The following is an 18,243-nucleotide window of genomic DNA, read 5'->3' on the forward strand; positions in this document are numbered from 1 at the left end:
TCGTGTGCGCCGAGATTATGACGATCAGGCGCCAATCACCGCCTGCGACTTTATCAAAGCGTCTATTTCACTGCTGTTAAAGCCGAGCTGGGACAGAACCTCCTTCGTATGCTCTCCCAGCAGCGGGGATGCGCGTTCGACGCTACCGGGGGTTCGGCTGAATTTCACCGGATGCCCCAAGGTTTCAACCTTCCCGGCTGTGGGGTGATCCAGTTCAACGATCATGTCCCGCGCCCGCGCCTGCGGATCCGCGTGCATCTGCAAGATGTCGTTAACCGGTCCGGCTGGCAGCGCCGCCTTTTCCATGCGATCCAGCCACGTTTCGGTTGTCTCCTGCGAGAGGTATCCGTTCAAGATATCGACCAACGCAGGCAAATTGCGAATGCGCTCGGCATTCGACGCGAACCTTGCATCTTCATTCAGTTCGGGTGCCCCGATAACCCCGAGAAACCGCAACCAGTTGCTCTGGTTTGCGGCACCGACGTTGATCCAGCCGTCGCTGGTCTGGAATGCCTGATAAGGTGCGTTAAGGGGGTGTGCAGACCCGAGCGGTTCGGGTTTGTCGCCAGTTGCAAAGGCAATCGCCGATTGCCAATAGGTCTGCACGATTGCGGCCTCGAACAGGGAAGTATCGACCTTTTGGCCAAGGCCAGTCTGCAACACATTCGCATATGCCGCGCAGACACCCATCGCCGCTAGTATGCCCGCGTTGATGTCAGAAATTGGCGCCGCGACTTTAACCGGCGGGCGTCCGGGGCCCTCGCCGGTAATCGACATCAGCCCGGCCATGCCTTGCGCTATCAGATCAAAGCCGCCGCGCTCCGCATAGGGGCCAGTGCGCCCAAACCCCGAAATTTCGCAGTAAATGAGGCGCGGATTAACCTTCGCCAGTTCTTCGTAGGACAAGCCGAGCTTTTCCATCGTGCCTTTGCGATAGTTCTCGATAACCACGTCCGCTTTGGCCAGCAGTCGGCGCAGGATTTCCAGCGCATCGGGGTCTTTGAGGTTCAGGGCGATGCCGCGCTTGTTGCGGTTCATCATCATAAAGGCAGCCGCTTCGCCTTCGATCTCGGGCGGCACAAACCTTCGGCTATCGTCGCCGGTCGGTTTTTCGACCTTGATCACGTCGGCGCCCATATCGGCCAACATCATGCCACACACCGGCCCTGCCATAATATGTGCCAGTTCGATCACGCGCAGCCCCTTTAGGGGTCCTGATGAGGTGCTCATTTGCCGCTCCATTCCGGTTTGCGCTTGCCCAGAAAGGCCTCGATGCCGTTGCGGAAATCTTCGCTCATATAGCACATGGTGATGAGATCGGAATCGTCTACCACCGTAGCCGCGCGGGTGCGGCGCATGGCCTCCTTGGTGGCGCGCAGGGTCAGCGGCGCCATCGATCCCACGAGATCAGCAAGCGCTTCCGCCCGCGTCATCAAGCTGGCCTCGTCGGGCAGGACTTCACTGACAAGCCCGACACGCAACGCCTCGTTCGCCTCGATCAGACGCGCCGTGAATATGAGCTCACGAACCCGCCCTGCCCCAATCAGCTCCGACAGCCGCGCAAGGTTGCCCGCCGCGAGACAATTGCCCAGCGTGCGTGCAATGGGAAAGCCGTATTTGAGGCTGGCGGAGGCGATCCGGATATCGCAGGCCGCTGCGATCGAACCACCCCCGCCCGTGCACGCGCCGTTGATTGCGGCAATTGTCGGCACTGGACAGCGCTCGACAGCCTGAAGTACGGCATCAATGCGGTGCTCATAGTCCAGTGCATCTTGTGCTGTCTCGAAAGCGCGAAATTGGGTCATATCGGTGCCTGCAGCGAAGGCCTTCCCCCCTGAGCCAGAGATCACTACGGCGCGTACCGAACCGTCGGTTGGCATTTCCAAGCAAAGAGCGGCGAGGCGTTCGTACATCGCAAAGGTCAGCGCGTTGCGGGTTTCAGGGCGCTGGAATGTGATCCAGAGCACGCCGTTGCGCAGTTCCTCAGAGAGGTCGGGGGTCTCAGAGATCATCGGTAGAAATACTCCACAAGGAACATCGGAACGGCCGGAACGTAGGTGCAGATCATCAGGACCGCCAACAGCACGCCGACGAACCAGATATTGACCTTTGACACCTCCCAGATATTGGCGCGGGCCACCGAACAGGCCGTGATCAGCACCGAAGCCACGGGTGGCGTCTGTTGTCCGATGGCGAGGTTCAAGGTCACGACCAACCCGAAATGCACCGGATCAATGCCAGCCGCGGTGATCAGCGGAATAACGATCGGGATCACCAGAATGATCGCAGCGGCCGAATGCAGGAAGAAGCCGATAATCAGGAAAAAGAAGTTCAGGATCAGCAGGATCGCCCATTGCTGGGTCGTGACCGAAAGAATGCTTTCGGCCAGTTGCTGTGGTATCTGCGCACGGGTCAAAAAGCCCCCCATCAGCACCGAGGCCGCGACCAAAAGCATCACGACCGCTGTCTGCATACCGCCGTCGAGCATGGCGCGGCGCAGGTGGCGCATGTTGAGGTTGCCGTACCAAGCCGACACGGCGAGCGATGCAATCACCGCAAGACCCGCAGCTTCGGTCGCGGTGACATAGCCGCCAAAGATACCGCCGAGAATGATTACCGGCAGGGTGAAAGCTGGCAGGGCATCTACGAAAGTTTCGCGCAAGCGCGCCATGCTGAAGGCGGCTTCGGTGGGAAAATTGTACCGCTTGGCAAAGAAATACGCGACGAGGATTAAGCCGCCAGCCCCCAAAATGCCCGGCACCAAGCCTGCGACAAATAGTTGTTCAACCGAGGTGTTGGCAGAGGCCGCGTAGAGGATCATCGGGATCGACGGAGGAATGATAATGGCGAGCGAGGCCGAGGACGAGGTAACGGCGGCTGAAAATTCCTTGCTGTAGCCGCGTTTTTTCATCTGCGGGATCAGAATTGACCCCATCGCCGCGACATCCGCCACAGCCGATCCGGAGATTTCGGCGAAAAACAGCGACACGCCGATATTAACCATCGCCAAACCGCCCCGGATGAAACCGATAATCGCGGAGACAAAGTTGATCAGGCGGTCGGTTATGCCGCCCGCGTTCATAATGGCACCGGCAAGGACGAACATCGGGATCGCGATCAGCGAGAACTTGGTCGAGCCATCGTACATATCGAGCGCGATGGTTACCAAGCTGCCAGACCCTTCGGTGGCGAGCAGGCCAAGCACGCCGCACATGGCAAGCGCTACGGCAATCGGGATATTGATGCAGATCATAACCAGCATCGCCAGAAAAATGGCACCCATCAGCATCAGATGCGATCCTTGTTCTTTTCGAGTTCGGTTTCGACTTCTTCCTCGATTTCCGCATGTTCCAGCGAAATTCCCTCAGAAGTCAGCTTGAGATAGGCAGGCAAACTCAAAAGTTGGCCCAGCATAAAGAGAACGGCGCCGATCGGGATGACAGACTGGGTGAATTGCACCGGCATCCAGCGCAGTGAAACCAGCGTGTCACCGGCCAGCACCTCAAGCACCTGAAGCCCGGCGCGTGCCATGAGAAAGAAGAAGGTCAGGACAATCAGTTCACCTGCCAAAAGCGCCGCAATTCGCAAGCCGCGCGGCATCGCCAGCAGGACGGTGTCAAAGCCGATATGGCGGCGGTGCAAAGCAGCAAGTGCGCTGCCGTAATAGGTGATCCATGCCAGCATGATGGCCGCGATCTCGTCATACCAAGAGAAGCTTTCGCCCATCAGGCGCGCAATCACGGCAACGCTGACAACCACCGTCAGCAAGATCATCAGCCCAATGGTGATCCATTCAAGGATCTGGCTGACCAGCCGGTTAAGGCGCGACAGCACGGGGTACGAAGCATGTTCCATTAGGCCAGACCTGTTGGCATCACCCCGACAGGTCGCACGAAAGACGCACGCCAAAGCGGTGGATGAGCATTAAAAAGAATAAGATAAGGCGGCAGGATGTCCCTGCCGCCTGTCCGAGATCAGCCCGACTGACCCAAGCCCAACACTTTATCGATCATCTCTTGCGCGCCGTCGACTTCGTCGGCGAACTGCTTGTAGATCGGCTTGGACGCCTCGATGAAGGCGGCTTTGTCGGCGGTATTCACTTCCACCCCCGCATCCTCGATCTCTTTGAGCAAGACGCTCTCCATCTCGGCGGCGGTTTCATAGGTGAAATCCTGCGTCTTGTTGGCGCAGTCGGTCAGGCCAGCCTGAATATCCTCCGGCAGGCTGTCGAACTTCTTTTTGGACGTCAGAATATAGGCAGGCGTATAGACGTGGCCAGTGATCGAGAGATACTTCTGCACTTCTTGAAACTTGGCCGAAGCGATCTGCGCATAGGGGTTTTCCTGACCGTCGATCACGCCGGTTTGCAACGCCGTGAACACGTCCGAAAATGCCATCGGCGTCGGGTTAGCGCCATACTCCTGGAACATCTTCAAGCGCCAGACACCGTTCGGCGTACGCAGCTTGATCCCTTCGAGATCCGTAGGCACGTTAATCGGCCGGACGTTATTGGTGATGTGGCGGAAGCCGTTTTCGGCCAACCCGACGATGTGATAGCCGTTTGCGTTGGCCGCAGTCTGGAACACATCCATCATCTCATCCTGCACGCGGCGCATATGCTCCCGGCTGGTGATGATGTAGGGCATTTCGAAAATACCGAAGGAATCGTCAACCGAAGACATGATCGACGAGGGCAGCGAAAAGTCCATCTGCGCCAGTTTAAGCTTTTGCAGCATTTCCTTGTCGTTGCCCAACTGGGACGATCCAAAGGTCTGCATTTCGACCTTGTCGGTCATCGACGTGTTAACGCATTCGGCAAAGTTTTCTGCCGTGGCTTCGAAAAGCGAGCCCGGCGCACCGACATGGCCGAACTTCATCGTCATATCAGCCGCCGACACAGCGGTTGCCATGCCCGCGACCGCTGTGGCCGCCAGAAGTCTTGTAATCACTTTCATGGTTTCTCCTCCCAGAGTTTCGCGTTTATTTCAGGCCGCCGCCCTTAGATGCCAGCCAATCTCAGGCAAGCATCTGCATCGCGGCTTGCACCCCACCCTCCTCGTGGGGCACATCCGCTTTCTTCAGTCCCATTTCGACACCCGCCAGCGTTGCGACAAGCATCAGATCGTTGAAATCGCCCAAATGCCCGATGCGGAACACCTTGTCAGCGACCTTGGACAAGCCATTGCCAAGCGAGATGTCGTAATGCTCCAGCGTCGAAGCACGGAATGCGTCGGCGCTATGCCCGTCGGGCATTTTGACCGCCGTAAGCACGCCACTTTCCTGTCCTTGCGTGGCGCAGAGCACTTCAAGCCCCCAATGGCGGACCGCAGCACGCGCCGCAGCGCCGTGCCGGGCGTGGCGGGCAAAGACATTATCCAAACCCTCTTCGTGCAGCATATCAACAGCCTCGTTTAAACCGTAAAGCAGGTTTGTCGCGGGCGTGTAGGGAAAGTATCCGGTCTTGTTTGGACCGACCATCTCGGCCCAATCCCAATAGGAGCGTTGAAGTGCAGCCGTCTTGTTTGCCGCCATTGCCTTGGCGCTTGCTGCATTGAAGGACAGGCCAGGCGGCAACATGAGCCCCTTCTGGGAGCCTGAAACCGTCACATCCACGCCCCAGGCGTCATGCTGGTAGTCGAGCGAGGCAAGTCCCGAGATCGTATCTACCATGAACAGGGCCGGATGTTTGGCATTGTCGATCGCTTTGCGCACAGCAGCGATGGGCGACACGGAACCGGTCGAGGTCTCGTTATGAACCACGCAAACCGCTTTGATCTCGTGCCCCTTATCCTCGGCAAGATGGGCCTCGATCCGGTCGGGATCAGCGCCACCGCGCCAGTCGCCTTCGATAAATTCTGCCTTAAGGCCGAGCTTTTCCGCGAGCTTTTTCCAAAGGGTCGCAAAGTGTCCGGTTTCAAACATTAAAACGCGGTCACCCGGCGACAGGGTGTTGACCAAGGCCGCTTCCCACGCGCCGGTGCCGGACGCCGGATAGATGAACACGTTCTCTTCTGTCTTGAAGATCGTTTTCAATCCGTTCAGTGCCTTTAGCCCAACCTTGGCGAAGTCAGGGCCACGATGGTCAATGGTCTGCTGAGAAATTGCGCTTAGAATCCGGTCAGGGACAGCACTTGGCCCCGGGATCTGCAAGAAGTGACGACCAGCTTTTCTCAAGACAAGAAACCCCCGCTATTATCGATGAAACCGGCGTTTGGCACGGCTACATCCTTTTCTGGTTGCTTAATCTTAATTTTGAATTCAAAATTATGTCAATCGAAAATATTGCCCCCTTCTGCAAACAAACGGGATCGAACATGCCTCAGCATCTCCCTGACCTTCTTCAATCTCGCGTTGAGGGAGACCTGTTGTTTGACCGTTTTTCGCGGGGGCGATACGCCACCGACGCGTCGCTTTATCAGATGATGCCACTCGGCATCCTGTGCCCAAAATCCGAAGATGACGTCGCAGCCGCCATCGACATCGCCCGCGAACAGCAGGTGCCGATACTGGCGCGCGGTGGCGGCACGTCGCAATGTGGCCAGACGGTGAATGAGGCGCTGGTTCTCGACAACACCCAATATTTCAACGACATTTTGGAACTGGATGTCGAAAACCAACGCTGCGTGGTGCGCCCCGGCATCGTGCTGGACGAGCTGAACCGCGCATTAAAGCCACACGGGTTATGGTTTCCGGTCGATGTCTCCACGGCGTCGCGGGCCACAATCGGCGGCATGACGGGCAATAACTCCTGCGGCGGCAAATCGCTGCGCTACGGCATGATGCGCGACAACGTTCTGTCGATTGACGGTTTCATGGCCGATGGGAGCCATCACCACTTTGGCCTGAACGGCCCTGCCCCATCGCCAGCATTTGCAGCACTGAAAGACGATATGCTGCGGCTCGGCCACCGCGAAGCGGAAGAGATTGGCGCAAGGTTTCCCAAGGTCATGCGGCGTGTGGGCGGCTACAATATCGACGCATTAACCCCGAACCAATCGCCCAACAATCTTGCACAGCTATTGGTCGGATCCGAAGGTACATTGGTTTATTCCACGGCCATCGAGTTGAAACTTTGGCCGATCATCTCGCAAAAGGTGCTGGGTGTCTGCCACTTTGCCACCTTCCATCAAGCAATGGATGCCGCTCAACATCTTGTATCTTTGCGCCCCCAAGGCGTGGAGTTGGTGGATGCCACGATGATCGCGCTTGCCCGCGATATCCCAATGTTCCGCGCCACGATTGAAGAGGTGGTGACCGGCACGCCCGAGGCACTGCTGTTGGTTGAATTCGCCGAAGAAGATGCGACCCGCCACCCCGCCAAGCTGAAAGCGCTGGAGGAGATGATGGGGGATTTGGGATTTTCATGGACTGGCAAAGGCCGGAACTGGGGCGGTGTCACGAAGGTAACCGACGCAGCCATGCAGGGCCGGATTGCCGATCTGCGCAGTTCGGGGCTTAACATCATGATGTCGATGAAGGACGATGGCAAACCTGTGTCCTTTGTCGAGGACTGCGCCGTCGAATTGCCCGATCTCGCAGCATATACTGCCGGGCTGACCGAGATTTTTGACAAACACGGCACCAAAGGCACGTGGTACGCGCATGCGTCGGTGGGATGTCTGCATGTACGCCCTGTGCTGAACCTGAAGCTCGACAAAGACGTCAAGACGATGCGCGCTATCGCGGAGGAATGTTTTGACCTCGTCGCCAAGTACAAAGGGTCGCATTCAGGCGAGCACGGCGACGGGCTGGTCCGGTCGGAGTTCCATGAAAAAATGTTCGGGGCCCGCATGGTGGCCAATTTTGCCGAGGTGAAAAAGCGCTTTGATCCAGACGGGCTGTTCAACCCCGGCAAGATCGTAAACGCGCCGAAAATGGACGACCGGCGCCTGTTTCGCTATGGCCCTGATTACGCCGCCCCCGAGATCAAAACCGAACTCGACTGGTCTGACTGGACCGGCAGCGGCGGCGGTTTTCAAGGTGCCATCGAGATGTGCAACAACAACGGGGCCTGCCGCAAGCTCAAGGGCGGGGTCATGTGCCCGTCCTATCGCGTTACACGCAAGGAACAAGATCTGACACGGGGCCGTGCCAATACTTTACGGTTGGCGATCACCGGGCAGCTTGGCCCGGATGCGCTTACCTCGGACGAGATGGCCGAAACGATGAAGCTTTGCGTGTCGTGCAAAGGCTGTAAACGCGAATGCCCGACAGGCGTGGACATGGCGCGCATGAAGATCGAGGTAATGTCCGCTCGGGCCAGAAAACACGGTGTAAGCCTGCATGACCGGCTTGTCGGCTATTTGCCGCGCTACGCGCCTTGGGCCTCGCGCCTGTCCTTCTTGGCAAACTTGCGCAATAGCGTGCCGGGGCTTGCTACTCTGACCGAACGGCTCACCGGGTTTACCCGCACGCGCGACCTGCCCACCTGGAGCAATCGACCATTCCGCAACGATGAGGTCGCACGGCATGATCAGCCCAAGGCTGTGATCTTTGCCGACTGCTTTAACCGCTATTTTGAGCCCGAAAACCTGCGCGCGGCAGTTGTGGTGCTTGACGCCGCGCAGGTCACTGTCGCCGTGGCTGCGCAACCCGAGGGTGAACGGTCTTTGTGCTGCGGACGCACCTTTCTTTCAGTGGGCCTTATTGATGAGGCGAAGGCCGAGGCGCGCCGGCTGGTCGACGCCCTGTTGCCCTTCGCGCAACAAGGTTTGCCGATCATCGGGCTCGAACCCAGTTGCCTGTTGACCCTGCGCGATGAGATACCAGCGCTGCTGCCCGGTGCGGACACCGCATTGCTGGCGAAACAGGCTCGCATGTTGGAGGAATATATCGCCGATCAGGAGGGCAACCCTGACTTCGTGCTGCCACTGTCGTCTCCTGCTCCAAAGGTCCTACTGCATGGGCACTGCCACCAAAAAGCAATGGGCGTGATGTCCAGCATCGAGAAAACATTGGCCCGCCTGCCGGATACCGAGGTCGAAATCGTCGAGACAAGCTGCTGTGGTATGGCAGGATCGTTCGGATATGGCGTCGACACCCACGAAGTCTCGCGTAGGATGGCCGAAGCCGATTTGGCCCCCGCCGTGCGCGGGGCCGATGGCAATACGTTGATCGTGGCCGACGGCACCTCTTGCAGGCATCAGGTTGCCGATATTACCGGGCGCAAGCCCATTCATGTTGCCCGCCTGCTTGAGATGGCGCTGAAAAAAGGAGAGGTATCCGCCAGATGATGCAGAATTTGACGCCGCATGCCATCACCCGCAAATCCCTGCACCAAGAACTGGTGGACCGCTTGCAGCCTCTGATCATCAGTGGCGAATTGATCCCGGGCACAAAGGTCCCGGAAAAGATGCTCTGCACTCGCTTTGGCGTGTCGCGGACCCCACTCCGCGAAGCGCTAAAGGTTCTTGCGTCGGACGGACTTGTGCGGCTTGAACCGAACCGCGGGGCTTGGGTTACTTCAGTCACAGTTGGCGAAGTTGAAGAAGTTTTTCCGGTTCTCGGCGCGCTCGAAGCCCTATCGGGTGAACTGGCGTGCAAATGCGTTACCAGCGACGAAACCGATGCTGTGCGTAAACTGCATGCCCAGATGATCAAAAGCTATGAGACCCGCGACCTGGACACTTATTTCGCCATTAACCAGAAAATCCATCGCGCAATCCTGCTCGCGGCACGCAACGATACCCTGACGACCTCATGTCAGGCGCTCTCATTGCGGATGCAGCGCGCCCGCTACCTTGCGAACATGACCGAAGGCAGATGGTACGCCGCCGTGCAGGAGCATGAAAATATCCTAAAGTTTCTGATTGATAAGGACGGCAAGAGTTTGGCACGCACCTTGCTTGATCACATGGATGCCAAGCGCGCCTCGGTGATCCAGTGGCTTGAGATGCAAAATGAGCCTTCCGAGCCTGTTTAAGCCGCCTCGCCAGCAAACTACCTCTCTAACTCAGACATTATTTCAGTCACTCTGTTTGACACACGAGCGTGAGGCGGTCGCCACAGGATTCATAGTTGGCCGATGTCTTGCGTTAACTAAGTCTGACGAAAGTGTTCTTCTGACCGTATTCGGAACTTGTTGTTCTACAAAGCAACATAGGCTGAGATTTCGTCCTGCCAGACGGACCCGTGGGAACTTGGCGTATCTCAGGTCTACTATTTCTTTGGTGCACATCTTGTGACACAGCCGAGATGATATCTCTGAGAGACGTAGCGGGAGTCGGTCCATGCAAATTCTGAAGTTCGACGATTTGATTGAAGTCCCGTGGAGAAACGGCGGCGGCATCACCCGCAACATCGCCAAGGGCCTGCACCTCGATCAGGCAGCTTGGACTATCAGCCGCGCTGATGTCGCACAGGACGGTCCGTTTTCCGATTTCGCGGGTATGGTGCGGGTGCTGACTGTGGTTTCCGGCAGTATCATGACGCTGGAGACGCCGACAGCTTCTATCGACGCACGCCCTTGGGAGCCGGTTCGTTTTGATGGAGGGCTTAAGGTCAATTCCCGTCTGGCCGATGGACCCCTTACGGATCTCAACCTGATGTTTAATCCGCAGCTTTGTGAAGGAGAGGTGCGGACGCGGCGCAGACCGTTAGTCTGCGACCTGCCCCGCCCCAACAAAGGATTGCTGGCGTTTCACGGCCTCGCAGGGATGCCAAAGGTGAACGGAACGGCTATCGCTATCGGCGACACCGCGTTTGTCGCGCAGCCGAACGCGGCCCTGACATTGGCAGAAGGCGACGCCCTGCTAGAGATCCGGCTGACCTATCTGGATCACAGCAAGGCCATCACGCTGTGCATCGCGGAACGATAGGCGGCGGTAATCGCATCGCGGTGGATGTGCCGGCCCTGTTTGACCGCATGACGCCCCGCGGACCAAACATCCGTGACCACCTCGTCATTGGCGGCGAAAACCAAGCCATCCAGCAGTTGATCCCGCTTTAACGTGAATAAGGCGGGGGCGGTGCTGTCGATTGCCACCAGATCCGCCCAAGCCCCGACCGAGATGTCGCCGGCACCGCGCCCCAAAGCCCGGGCACCCCCTTTGGCCGCGCCAGTGTAAAGCGTGTCGCCCACCGAGCCTTCGCCCACCACCATGACATTGCGCGCGATGTCGCGCAGGCGTTGGGAATATTCCAAGGTGCGCAATTCCTCGGTCAGCGAAATAAGCACGTTTGAGTCCGAGCCCATGCCAAACACCCCGCCCGCGTTCAGATACGCAGGACCGTTAAACGGGCCATCGCCGAGGTTCGCCTCGGTGATCGGGCAAAGCCCTGCAACGGCACCGGAGCTTGCCAAATTCACGGTTTCCGCCTCCGTCATGTGGGTTGCATGGATCAGGCACCAATCTGCGTCCACATGAGCATTTGCCAACAACCATTCGACTGGCCGCGCCCCGAGAACAGTTTGAATATCCGCTACTTCCTGAGGTTGCTCGGCGATGTGAATGTGCACCGGCCCTACGTCATGGGCTGCCAGAACCGCCTTGAGATCATCAGGTGAGGTGGCCCGCAAGGAATGCGGCGCAATACCCACGTGGCAATCCTCTGGCAATCCAGCAATGGCGCCTCTGGCCTGCGCGACAAGTTCGTTAAAACGATCGACGGAGTTGCCAAAGCGCGCCTGCCCCGCAGTCAGCGCCGCCTGCCCCGCCCCGCCGTAGGTATAGAGCACGGGCAGATGGGTCAGCCCGATCCCGGTAGTTGCCGCAGCCGAAGCGATGCGGGCAGAAAGTTCGCCCAGATCGTCATAGGGCATGCCGCCGGGTTGATGATGCAAATAGTGAAATTCCCCGACGCTGGCGTAGCCCGCTTCCTGCATTTCCAGAAAGACAAACGCCGCTATCGCCTCGACGTGTTCGGGCGTCAGATGCGCGGTAAAACGGTACATCAGATCGCGCCATGTCCAAAAGCTGTCTTTACCCGCCATCCGGTATTCGGTCATCCCCGCCATCGCCCGCTGAAAGCTGTGGCTGTGCAGGTTTGCCAGCGCGGGCAAAAGCGTGTCGACCGTCGTGTCACCGACCTTGGCCTGCTGGTTGGCATCAACCCCGACGACCCGGCCATGCGCCATGTCCAAACGGACGTTACTGGCCCACCCCGTTGAAAGCTTGGCTTGACGTGCAAAAATCATTTCGCGTTCCTCAGTTTTTATGTCTAGACATAAAGCACACTTATACATACCATTAAAGTGAAATTTAAGCTGCGGTGGGCCGGGATGACGAAAAATAGCAAAGTTTTTGTGAACTTGAACCTGGCGAGCCTCGACGACTCGGGGGCCAAGTATGGTTGGATCGAGAATGCAGCCGTTGTGGTGATTGACGGGTTAATTGACTGGCTCGGCCCGCTCGGTGCTTTACCCTCCCCCTATAGTACCCTGCCGCAGGACGATCTTGGCGGGCGCGTCGTGACGCCCGGATTGATCGATTGCCACACACATATCGTTCACGGCGGCGACCGCGCGGTCGAGTTCGAGATGCGCCTTAACGGGACCAGCTACGAGGAAGTCGCGCGGGCGGGTGGCGGCATCGTCTCGACGGTCAAGGCCACGCGCGCGGCCACTGCCGAGGAGTTGTTGACGACAGCACTTGCCCGTGTCGACGTGTTGATCGCTGAGGGTGTCACCTGCATCGAGATCAAGTCCGGCTATGGTCTGGATATCGAAACCGAATTGCGCATGTTGCGCGTCGCCCGCGCCATTGGCGAGAGGCGCCCGATCCGGGTCAGAACCACGTTCCTCGGTGCGCACGCCACACCGGCGGAATATGCGGGCCGCGATGACGACTATATCGATGATGTCTGCATCCCTGCCCTGCGTGCGGCCCATGCCGAAGGGCTGGTCGATGCGGTTGACGGATTTTGCGAGGGCATCGCGTTCCAGCCCGCCCAGATTGCCCGCGTCTTTGATGTGGCACGCGCCTTGGGCCTGCCTGTCAAACTGCATGCAGAGCAGCTTTCAAATATCGGCGGCACAAAGCTGGCAGCGAGCTACGGCGCGCTTTCAGCCGATCATATCGAATATCTGGACGAGGCTGGCGTAGCAGCGATGGCGCAAGCGGGTACGGTTGCGGTCATCCTGCCCGGCGCGTTTTATACGTTGCGAGAGACACAAGCCCCGCCCATCGCGCTGCTGCGCAAACACGGCGTGCCGATGGCCTTGGCGACAGACATCAACCCCGGCTCCTCCCCGCTCAACTCGCTGCTGCTGACCCTCAACATGGGCTGCACCCTGTTCCGGATGACCCCCGAAGAAGCCCTGCGCGGGGTCACGCAAAATGCGGCGCGGGCTTTGGGGCTGGCTGACGTTGGCACCCTCGCTGTTGGCATGCGTGCCGACATGGCCGTCTGGAACATCAAGCACCCTGCCGAACTGTCATACCGCATTGGCTTTAATCCCCTTCACTCCCGCATTTTCGGAGGTTCATCGTGACCACACTAACCCTCACCCCCGGCGCCGTTACCTTGGATAATCTGGCTGACATCTATTGGAACGAAGCATCGGTGCAGCTTGATCCGGCCAGTCATCCCGCGATTGAGCGCGCCCATGCGCGGATCGCTAAGGCCGTCGCAGGCACCGATGCGGTTTACGGGGTGAACACCGGATTTGGCAAATTGGCCTCGGTCAAGATCGCGAGCAAAGACACCGCAACCTTACAGCGCAATCTGATCTTGTCGCATTGCTGCGGCGTCGGTCCTGCGATCCCGCGCCGCCACGCGCGTCTGCTGATGGCTCTTAAATTGCTCAGCTTGGGGCGCGGTGCCTCGGGTGTGCGGCTTGAAGTTGTGACGCTGATTGAGGATATGCTCACCAAAGGAGTGACACCTGTCATACCGGCGCAAGGCTCCGTGGGCGCATCGGGCGATCTGGCGCCGCTGGCCCATATGGCCGCCGTGATGATGGGTCACGGCGAGGCGGAGTATCTCGGCAAGACACGGCCCGGCGCCGACGCTTTGGCCGCAGCGGGGCTTGAGCCGGTTGTCCTTGGCCCCAAGGAAGGGTTGGCTCTGATCAACGGCACCCAGTTCTCGACAGCTTTTGCGCTGGCGGGCCTGTTCGGCGCATGGCGCGCGGCGCATTCGGCGCTGATCACCTCGGCCCTGTCCACCGATGCCATTATGGGGTCCACCGCGCCCTTGCAGCCTGAAATCCACGCTCTGCGCGGCCATCTTGGCCAAATTCAGGCCGGAGAGACCATGCGCGCCCTGCTTGAGGGCTCCCAAATTCGCGACAGCCATATCGTGGATGATGCGCGGGTTCAGGACCCCTATTGCATCCGCTGCCAGCCTCAGGTGACGGGCGCGGCGATGGATGTGCTGCGCATGACAGCCCGCACGCTGGAGATTGAGGCGAACGCCGCCACCGACAACCCGCTGGTGCTGATTGAAGCCGATCTGATCGTGTCGGGCGGCAACTTCCACGCCGAGCCAGTCGGCTTTGCCGCCGATATGATCGCGCTGGCGATTGCCGAAATCGGCGCGATTGCCCAACGCCGCGTTGCCTTGATCGTTGATCCGGTGCTCAGCTTTAATCTGCCGCCGTTCCTCACCCCCAATCCGGGGCTGAACAGCGGCTATATGATTGCCGAAGTGACCACCGCGGCGTTGATGAGCGAGAACAAACATCTGGCGAACCCCTGCGTCACCGACAGCACGCCGACCTCTGCCAATCAGGAAGACCACGTCAGTATGGCCGCCCACGGCGCAAGACGGCTGGGCGCGATGAACGAAAATCTGGCACGCATTCTGGGTGTTGAACTGCTCTGCGCGGCGCAGGGGATCGATTTTCGCGCACCGCTCGCCACCAGCGCTACTTTGCAACGCGTGGTTGCCCGTGTGCGCCAAGAGGTGGCAACGCTGGGGGAGGATCGCTATCTCGCGCCCGATCTGGAGCGTGCAGCGGTGATGATCGCTTCCGGTGATATCGTGAACGCCGCGGGCATCGACATGCCTGAGTTGATCGCGTGACGCCCGTCGAAATCCACCAAGGCGATACGCCGGTCGTATTGGGCCTGCCGCATACCGGCACCTTCGTGCCTGAGAAAATCAGGGCCGCGATGAATGCCCGTGGCCGTGGGTTGGACGACACGGATTGGCATATTCACAAGCTTTACGATGGCGTGCTGCACGGCGCGAGCACGGTGCGCGCGACCTTCCACCGCTACGTCATAGATGCCAACCGTGACCCTTCCGGTGTCTCGCTGTATCCGGGGCAGAATACCACCGGGTTGGTGCCGCTGACCGATTTCGACGGGTATGACATCTGGACTACCCCGCCAAACGACGCCGAGGTTGAGGCCCGCCGCCAGACCTGTCACGCGCCCTATCATGCCGCGCTTGAGGCCGAGCTTACCCGCGTGCGCAGCATCCACGGCGTCGCGATCTTGTATGATTGCCACTCGATCCGGTCGGGCATTCCGTTCCTGTTTGAAGGGACGCTGCCCGACTTCAACATCGGCACAAACATGGGCACCACCTGCGCCCCCGAGATCGAGACCGCAACGCAACAGGTCTGCGCTGCCGCGAAAGGCTATACTTGCGTCACCAATGGACGCTTCAAAGGCGGCTGGACGACGCGCCACTATGGCCGCCCTTCCGAAGGCCTGCACGCGATCCAGATGGAACTGGCGCAGAGCACATATCTCAGCACCGAAGCGCGCCCTTGGGAGTACGACGTTGCGAAATCGGGCCGCCTTCGCCGCCACCTCTCAACCATTTTGACCGAACTGGCCGCATTGGCCCCGAACCTAAAACCGATACAGAAAGGCACATCATGAGCGATCCGCGCAAGAATACCCGTGACGTTTATCCGGCAACCGGCACCGAGTTGACGGCCAAAAGCTGGCTAACCGAAGCCCCCTTGCGGATGCTGATGAACAACCTGCACCCCGACGTTGCCGAAAATCCGCATGAACTTGTGGTCTACGGCGGGATTGGTCGGGCTGCGCGGACATGGAAGGATTACGATATGATCGTCGCTTCCTTGCGCGAATTGGAAGACGACCAGACCCTGCTGGTGCAATCGGGCAAACCTGTCGGCGTGTTTCAAACCCACAAAGATGCGCCGCGGGTTCTGATCGCCAACTCCAACCTCGTGCCGCATTGGGCCACATGGGACCACTTCAACGAACTGGATAAAAAGGGTCTGGCCATGTACGGCCAGATGACAGCCGGATCGTGGATTTACATCGGATCGCAAGGCATTGTTCAGGGCACCTACGAGACCTTTGTCGAGGCCGGACGCCAGCACTATGACGGCTCGCTTAAGGGTAAATGGATCCTGACCGGTGGTCTTGGCGGCATGGGCGGCGCTCAGCCACTGGCGGCTGTAATGGCGGGCGCCTGTTGCCTTGCGGTCGAATGCAATCCTGACAGCATCGACTTCCGGCTGCGCACAAACTACGTCGATGAAAAGGCCGAAACGCTGGACGAGGCGCTGGAGATGATCAACCGCTGGACCGCGGCAGGCGAGGCAAAATCGGTTGGCTTGCTAGGCAATGCGGCGGATGTGTTTCCCGAACTGGTAAAGCGCGGCATCCGCCCCGATATCGTCACAGACCAGACATCAGCCCATGATCCGATCAACGGCTACCTGCCCCAAGGCTGGACATTGGCAGAGTGGAAAGAGAAACGCGAAACCGCTCCGAAAGAGGTCGAAAAAGCCGCCCGCGCCAGCATGAAAGTGCAGGTCAAGGCGATGTGCGATTTCCACGCGTCAGGCGTGCCGACAGTCGATTACGGCAATAACATCCGCCAGATGGCACTGGAGGAAGGGTTGGACAACGCGTTCGACTTCCCCGGATTTGTCCCCGCCTATATCCGCCCACTGTTTTGCCGTGGGGTTGGCCCGTTTCGTTGGGCGGCATTGTCTGGAGATCCCGAAGACATCTATAAAACCGACGCCAAGGTGAAGGAAATCCTGTCCGAGGATAAACACCTTCACAACTGGCTCGACATGGCACGCGAACGCATCGCCTTCCAAGGCCTGCCAGCCCGCATTTGCTGGGTGGGTCTGGGCGTGCGCCACAAGCTCGGCCTCGCCTTCAACGAAATGGTGCGCAACGGCGAGCTTTCCGCGCCTATCGTCATTGGCCGCGATCATCTCGATTCAGGCTCGGTTGCCTCGCCAAACCGCGAAACCGAGGCGATGAAAGACGGCTCGGATGCAGTTTCAGACTGGCCATTGCTCAACGCGCTATTGAACACGGCTTCGGGGGCGACTTGGGTCTCCTTGCACCACGGGGGCGGCGTTGGCATGGGCTTCTCGCAACACTCTGGAATGGTGATCTGCTGCGACGGCACCGAGGACGCAGACCGGCGCATTGCCCGCGTTTTGTGGAACGATCCGGCGACCGGCGTCATGCGCCACGCCGATGCGGGCTATGAGGATGCGCTTGAGTGCGCGCGCGAGAATGGCTTGAATCTGCCGGGCATCCTTTAACTAACGCCTGCGCTGCCACCTCACGGGGGCGGCGCAGTCCTTGCCTAAAAGCGGGACGTCAGGCGATGGCCGGGACGGTACGAAAAACGGACGTAGGTCACCGCATCGCTTTCCCACCATGTCGAGCGTTCGATGGTGAATAGCGGATCGCCGACAGAACATCCCAGATAGTCCGCCAAACCCTGATCCGCCAATCCGGCAGACAAGTTAATCTCGGCCTCCGAAAACGGGATCGTCGCGACCAACCACTCGCTTGGGCCACCTTCCGCGAAATCAGCAAATTCCGCTGCTGGCAGTGCAGTCAGATTGATCCATCTGTCTTCGTGCTCATAGGGAACGCCGTCGGCGTAATGCATACAAACAAGGTGCAAAACCCTGCCCTCTTCCGGCAGTTGCAGCCGCGCCCGCAGCCAGTCCGGTGCCACTTCAACAATGCGACTGGACAGCGAATACCGGTAGGACGCGCCCTTATCCTCGATCTCGTCGCGTACAAGCGGGATGTCAAAACGCGCCTGACGGATCGGTGACATGCGCACGCGCGTGCCGGCTTTGCGGCGCCGTTCAATAATCCCGTCGTCCGAAAGCTCGCGCATGGCGCGGTTCACCGTCGCCCGCGCACAGCCATATGTCTCGGCAAGATCGACTTCATTTGGCACCAAATCACCCGGCCCCCAATCGCCCTTGATGATCTTGCCCAGAATGTCGGCTTTGACCTCTTTGTAGGTGACTTTCATTGCGGGCCAGTTTTCTTGCTTTGTGTATCGGTCATCGGGCCCTTCGCAGCTCTCGTTCACCTCAATGTG

15 protein-coding genes are annotated in these 18,243 nt (G+C 59.0%); 7 read left to right on the plus strand and 8 right to left on the minus strand.

The window, feature by feature from the left end; all coding sequences use genetic code 11:
* Nucleotides 1–24: 24 nt before the first annotated feature.
* The 6 genes from BM174_RS06435 to BM174_RS06460 all read right to left on the minus strand — a co-directional run bounded on the left by BM174_RS06435 (nucleotide 25) and on the right by BM174_RS06460 (nucleotide 6,150).
* On the minus strand, nucleotides 25–1,230 hold the full coding sequence (locus BM174_RS06435) for a CaiB/BaiF CoA transferase family protein (protein ID WP_093923029.1): 1,206 nt from the start codon (nucleotides 1,228–1,230) through the stop codon (nucleotides 25–27).
* Complete coding sequence (locus BM174_RS06440; protein ID WP_093923030.1) at nucleotides 1,227–2,012, minus strand: enoyl-CoA hydratase/isomerase family protein; 786 nt, start codon at nucleotides 2,010–2,012, stop codon at nucleotides 1,227–1,229. Before BM174_RS06440 ends, BM174_RS06435 begins: the two co-directional genes overlap by 4 nt.
* Entirely contained in the window at nucleotides 2,009–3,289 is a 1,281-nt protein-coding gene (locus tag BM174_RS06445; RefSeq protein WP_093923031.1) for a TRAP transporter large permease, read from the minus strand. The genes BM174_RS06440 and BM174_RS06445 overlap by 4 nt, the downstream gene beginning before the upstream one ends.
* Entirely contained in the window at nucleotides 3,289–3,855 is a 567-nt protein-coding gene (locus BM174_RS06450; protein ID WP_093923032.1) for a TRAP transporter small permease, read from the minus strand. The genes BM174_RS06445 and BM174_RS06450 overlap by 1 nt, the downstream gene beginning before the upstream one ends.
* 119 nt (nucleotides 3,856–3,974) lie before the next feature.
* Nucleotides 3,975–4,955 (minus strand): TRAP transporter substrate-binding protein, encoded by a 981-nt coding sequence (locus BM174_RS06455; RefSeq protein WP_093923033.1) that lies wholly within the window; start codon nucleotides 4,953–4,955, stop codon nucleotides 3,975–3,977.
* A gap of 61 nt (nucleotides 4,956–5,016) precedes the next feature.
* On the minus strand, nucleotides 5,017–6,150 hold the full coding sequence (locus BM174_RS06460) for a pyridoxal-phosphate-dependent aminotransferase family protein (RefSeq protein ID WP_218152919.1): 1,134 nt from the start codon (nucleotides 6,148–6,150) through the stop codon (nucleotides 5,017–5,019).
* Nucleotides 6,151–6,365: 215 nt separating this feature from the next.
* Between BM174_RS06460 and BM174_RS06465 the strand changes: the two genes are divergently transcribed.
* The 3 genes from BM174_RS06465 to BM174_RS06475 all read left to right on the plus strand — a co-directional run bounded on the left by BM174_RS06465 (nucleotide 6,366) and on the right by BM174_RS06475 (nucleotide 10,817).
* Nucleotides 6,366–9,233 (plus strand): FAD-binding and (Fe-S)-binding domain-containing protein, encoded by a 2,868-nt coding sequence (locus tag BM174_RS06465; RefSeq protein ID WP_342742055.1) that lies wholly within the window; start codon nucleotides 6,366–6,368, stop codon nucleotides 9,231–9,233.
* Entirely contained in the window at nucleotides 9,230–9,922 is a 693-nt protein-coding gene (locus tag BM174_RS06470; protein ID WP_093923035.1) for a GntR family transcriptional regulator, read from the plus strand. The genes BM174_RS06465 and BM174_RS06470 overlap by 4 nt, the downstream gene beginning before the upstream one ends.
* Nucleotides 9,923–10,229: 307 nt before the next feature.
* Nucleotides 10,230–10,817, plus strand: coding sequence for a HutD/Ves family protein (locus tag BM174_RS06475; protein ID WP_093923036.1), 588 nt, complete (start codon nucleotides 10,230–10,232; stop codon nucleotides 10,815–10,817).
* Here BM174_RS06475 and BM174_RS06480 read toward each other — a convergent pair.
* Nucleotides 10,778–12,136 carry a formimidoylglutamate deiminase gene (locus tag BM174_RS06480; RefSeq protein WP_093923037.1) on the minus strand — a complete coding sequence of 453 codons (1,359 nt, stop codon included), beginning with the start codon at nucleotides 12,134–12,136 and terminating at the stop codon, nucleotides 10,778–10,780. The two genes, BM174_RS06475 and BM174_RS06480, sit on opposite strands and share 40 nt — an antisense overlap.
* A gap of 84 nt (nucleotides 12,137–12,220) precedes the next feature.
* On the opposite strand from BM174_RS06480, the gene hutI reads away from it, so the two are divergent.
* Genes hutI through hutU form a run of 4 tightly spaced genes read left to right on the plus strand, consistent with a single transcriptional unit; the run spans nucleotide 12,221 to nucleotide 17,440 of the window.
* Nucleotides 12,221–13,432: an imidazolonepropionase gene (hutI, locus tag BM174_RS06485; RefSeq protein WP_093923260.1), complete on the plus strand. Its 1,212-nt coding sequence runs from the start codon at nucleotides 12,221–12,223 to the stop codon at nucleotides 13,430–13,432.
* The gene (hutH, locus tag BM174_RS06490) at nucleotides 13,429–14,967 is read left to right on the plus strand and encodes a histidine ammonia-lyase (protein ID WP_093923038.1); all 1,539 of its coding nucleotides are present in this window, start codon (nucleotides 13,429–13,431) and stop codon (nucleotides 14,965–14,967) included. Before hutI ends, hutH begins: the two co-directional genes overlap by 4 nt.
* Nucleotides 14,964–15,776: an N-formylglutamate deformylase gene (gene hutG, locus BM174_RS06495; RefSeq protein WP_093923039.1), complete on the plus strand. Its 813-nt coding sequence runs from the start codon at nucleotides 14,964–14,966 to the stop codon at nucleotides 15,774–15,776. The genes hutH and hutG overlap by 4 nt, the downstream gene beginning before the upstream one ends.
* Nucleotides 15,773–17,440 (plus strand): urocanate hydratase, encoded by a 1,668-nt coding sequence (hutU, locus tag BM174_RS06500; protein ID WP_093923040.1) that lies wholly within the window; start codon nucleotides 15,773–15,775, stop codon nucleotides 17,438–17,440. The genes hutG and hutU overlap by 4 nt, the downstream gene beginning before the upstream one ends.
* A gap of 44 nt (nucleotides 17,441–17,484) precedes the next feature.
* Here the strand turns inward: hutU and BM174_RS06505 are convergent, their stop codons facing one another.
* Nucleotides 17,485–18,174: a histidine utilization transcriptional repressor HutC gene (locus BM174_RS06505; protein ID WP_093923041.1), complete on the minus strand. Its 690-nt coding sequence runs from the start codon at nucleotides 18,172–18,174 to the stop codon at nucleotides 17,485–17,487.
* Nucleotides 18,175–18,243: the final 69 nt, after the last annotated feature.

Origin of the sequence: Sulfitobacter brevis, assembly GCF_900112755.1 — a bacterium.
GTDB classification, from domain to species: domain Bacteria; phylum Pseudomonadota; class Alphaproteobacteria; order Rhodobacterales; family Rhodobacteraceae; genus Sulfitobacter; species Sulfitobacter brevis.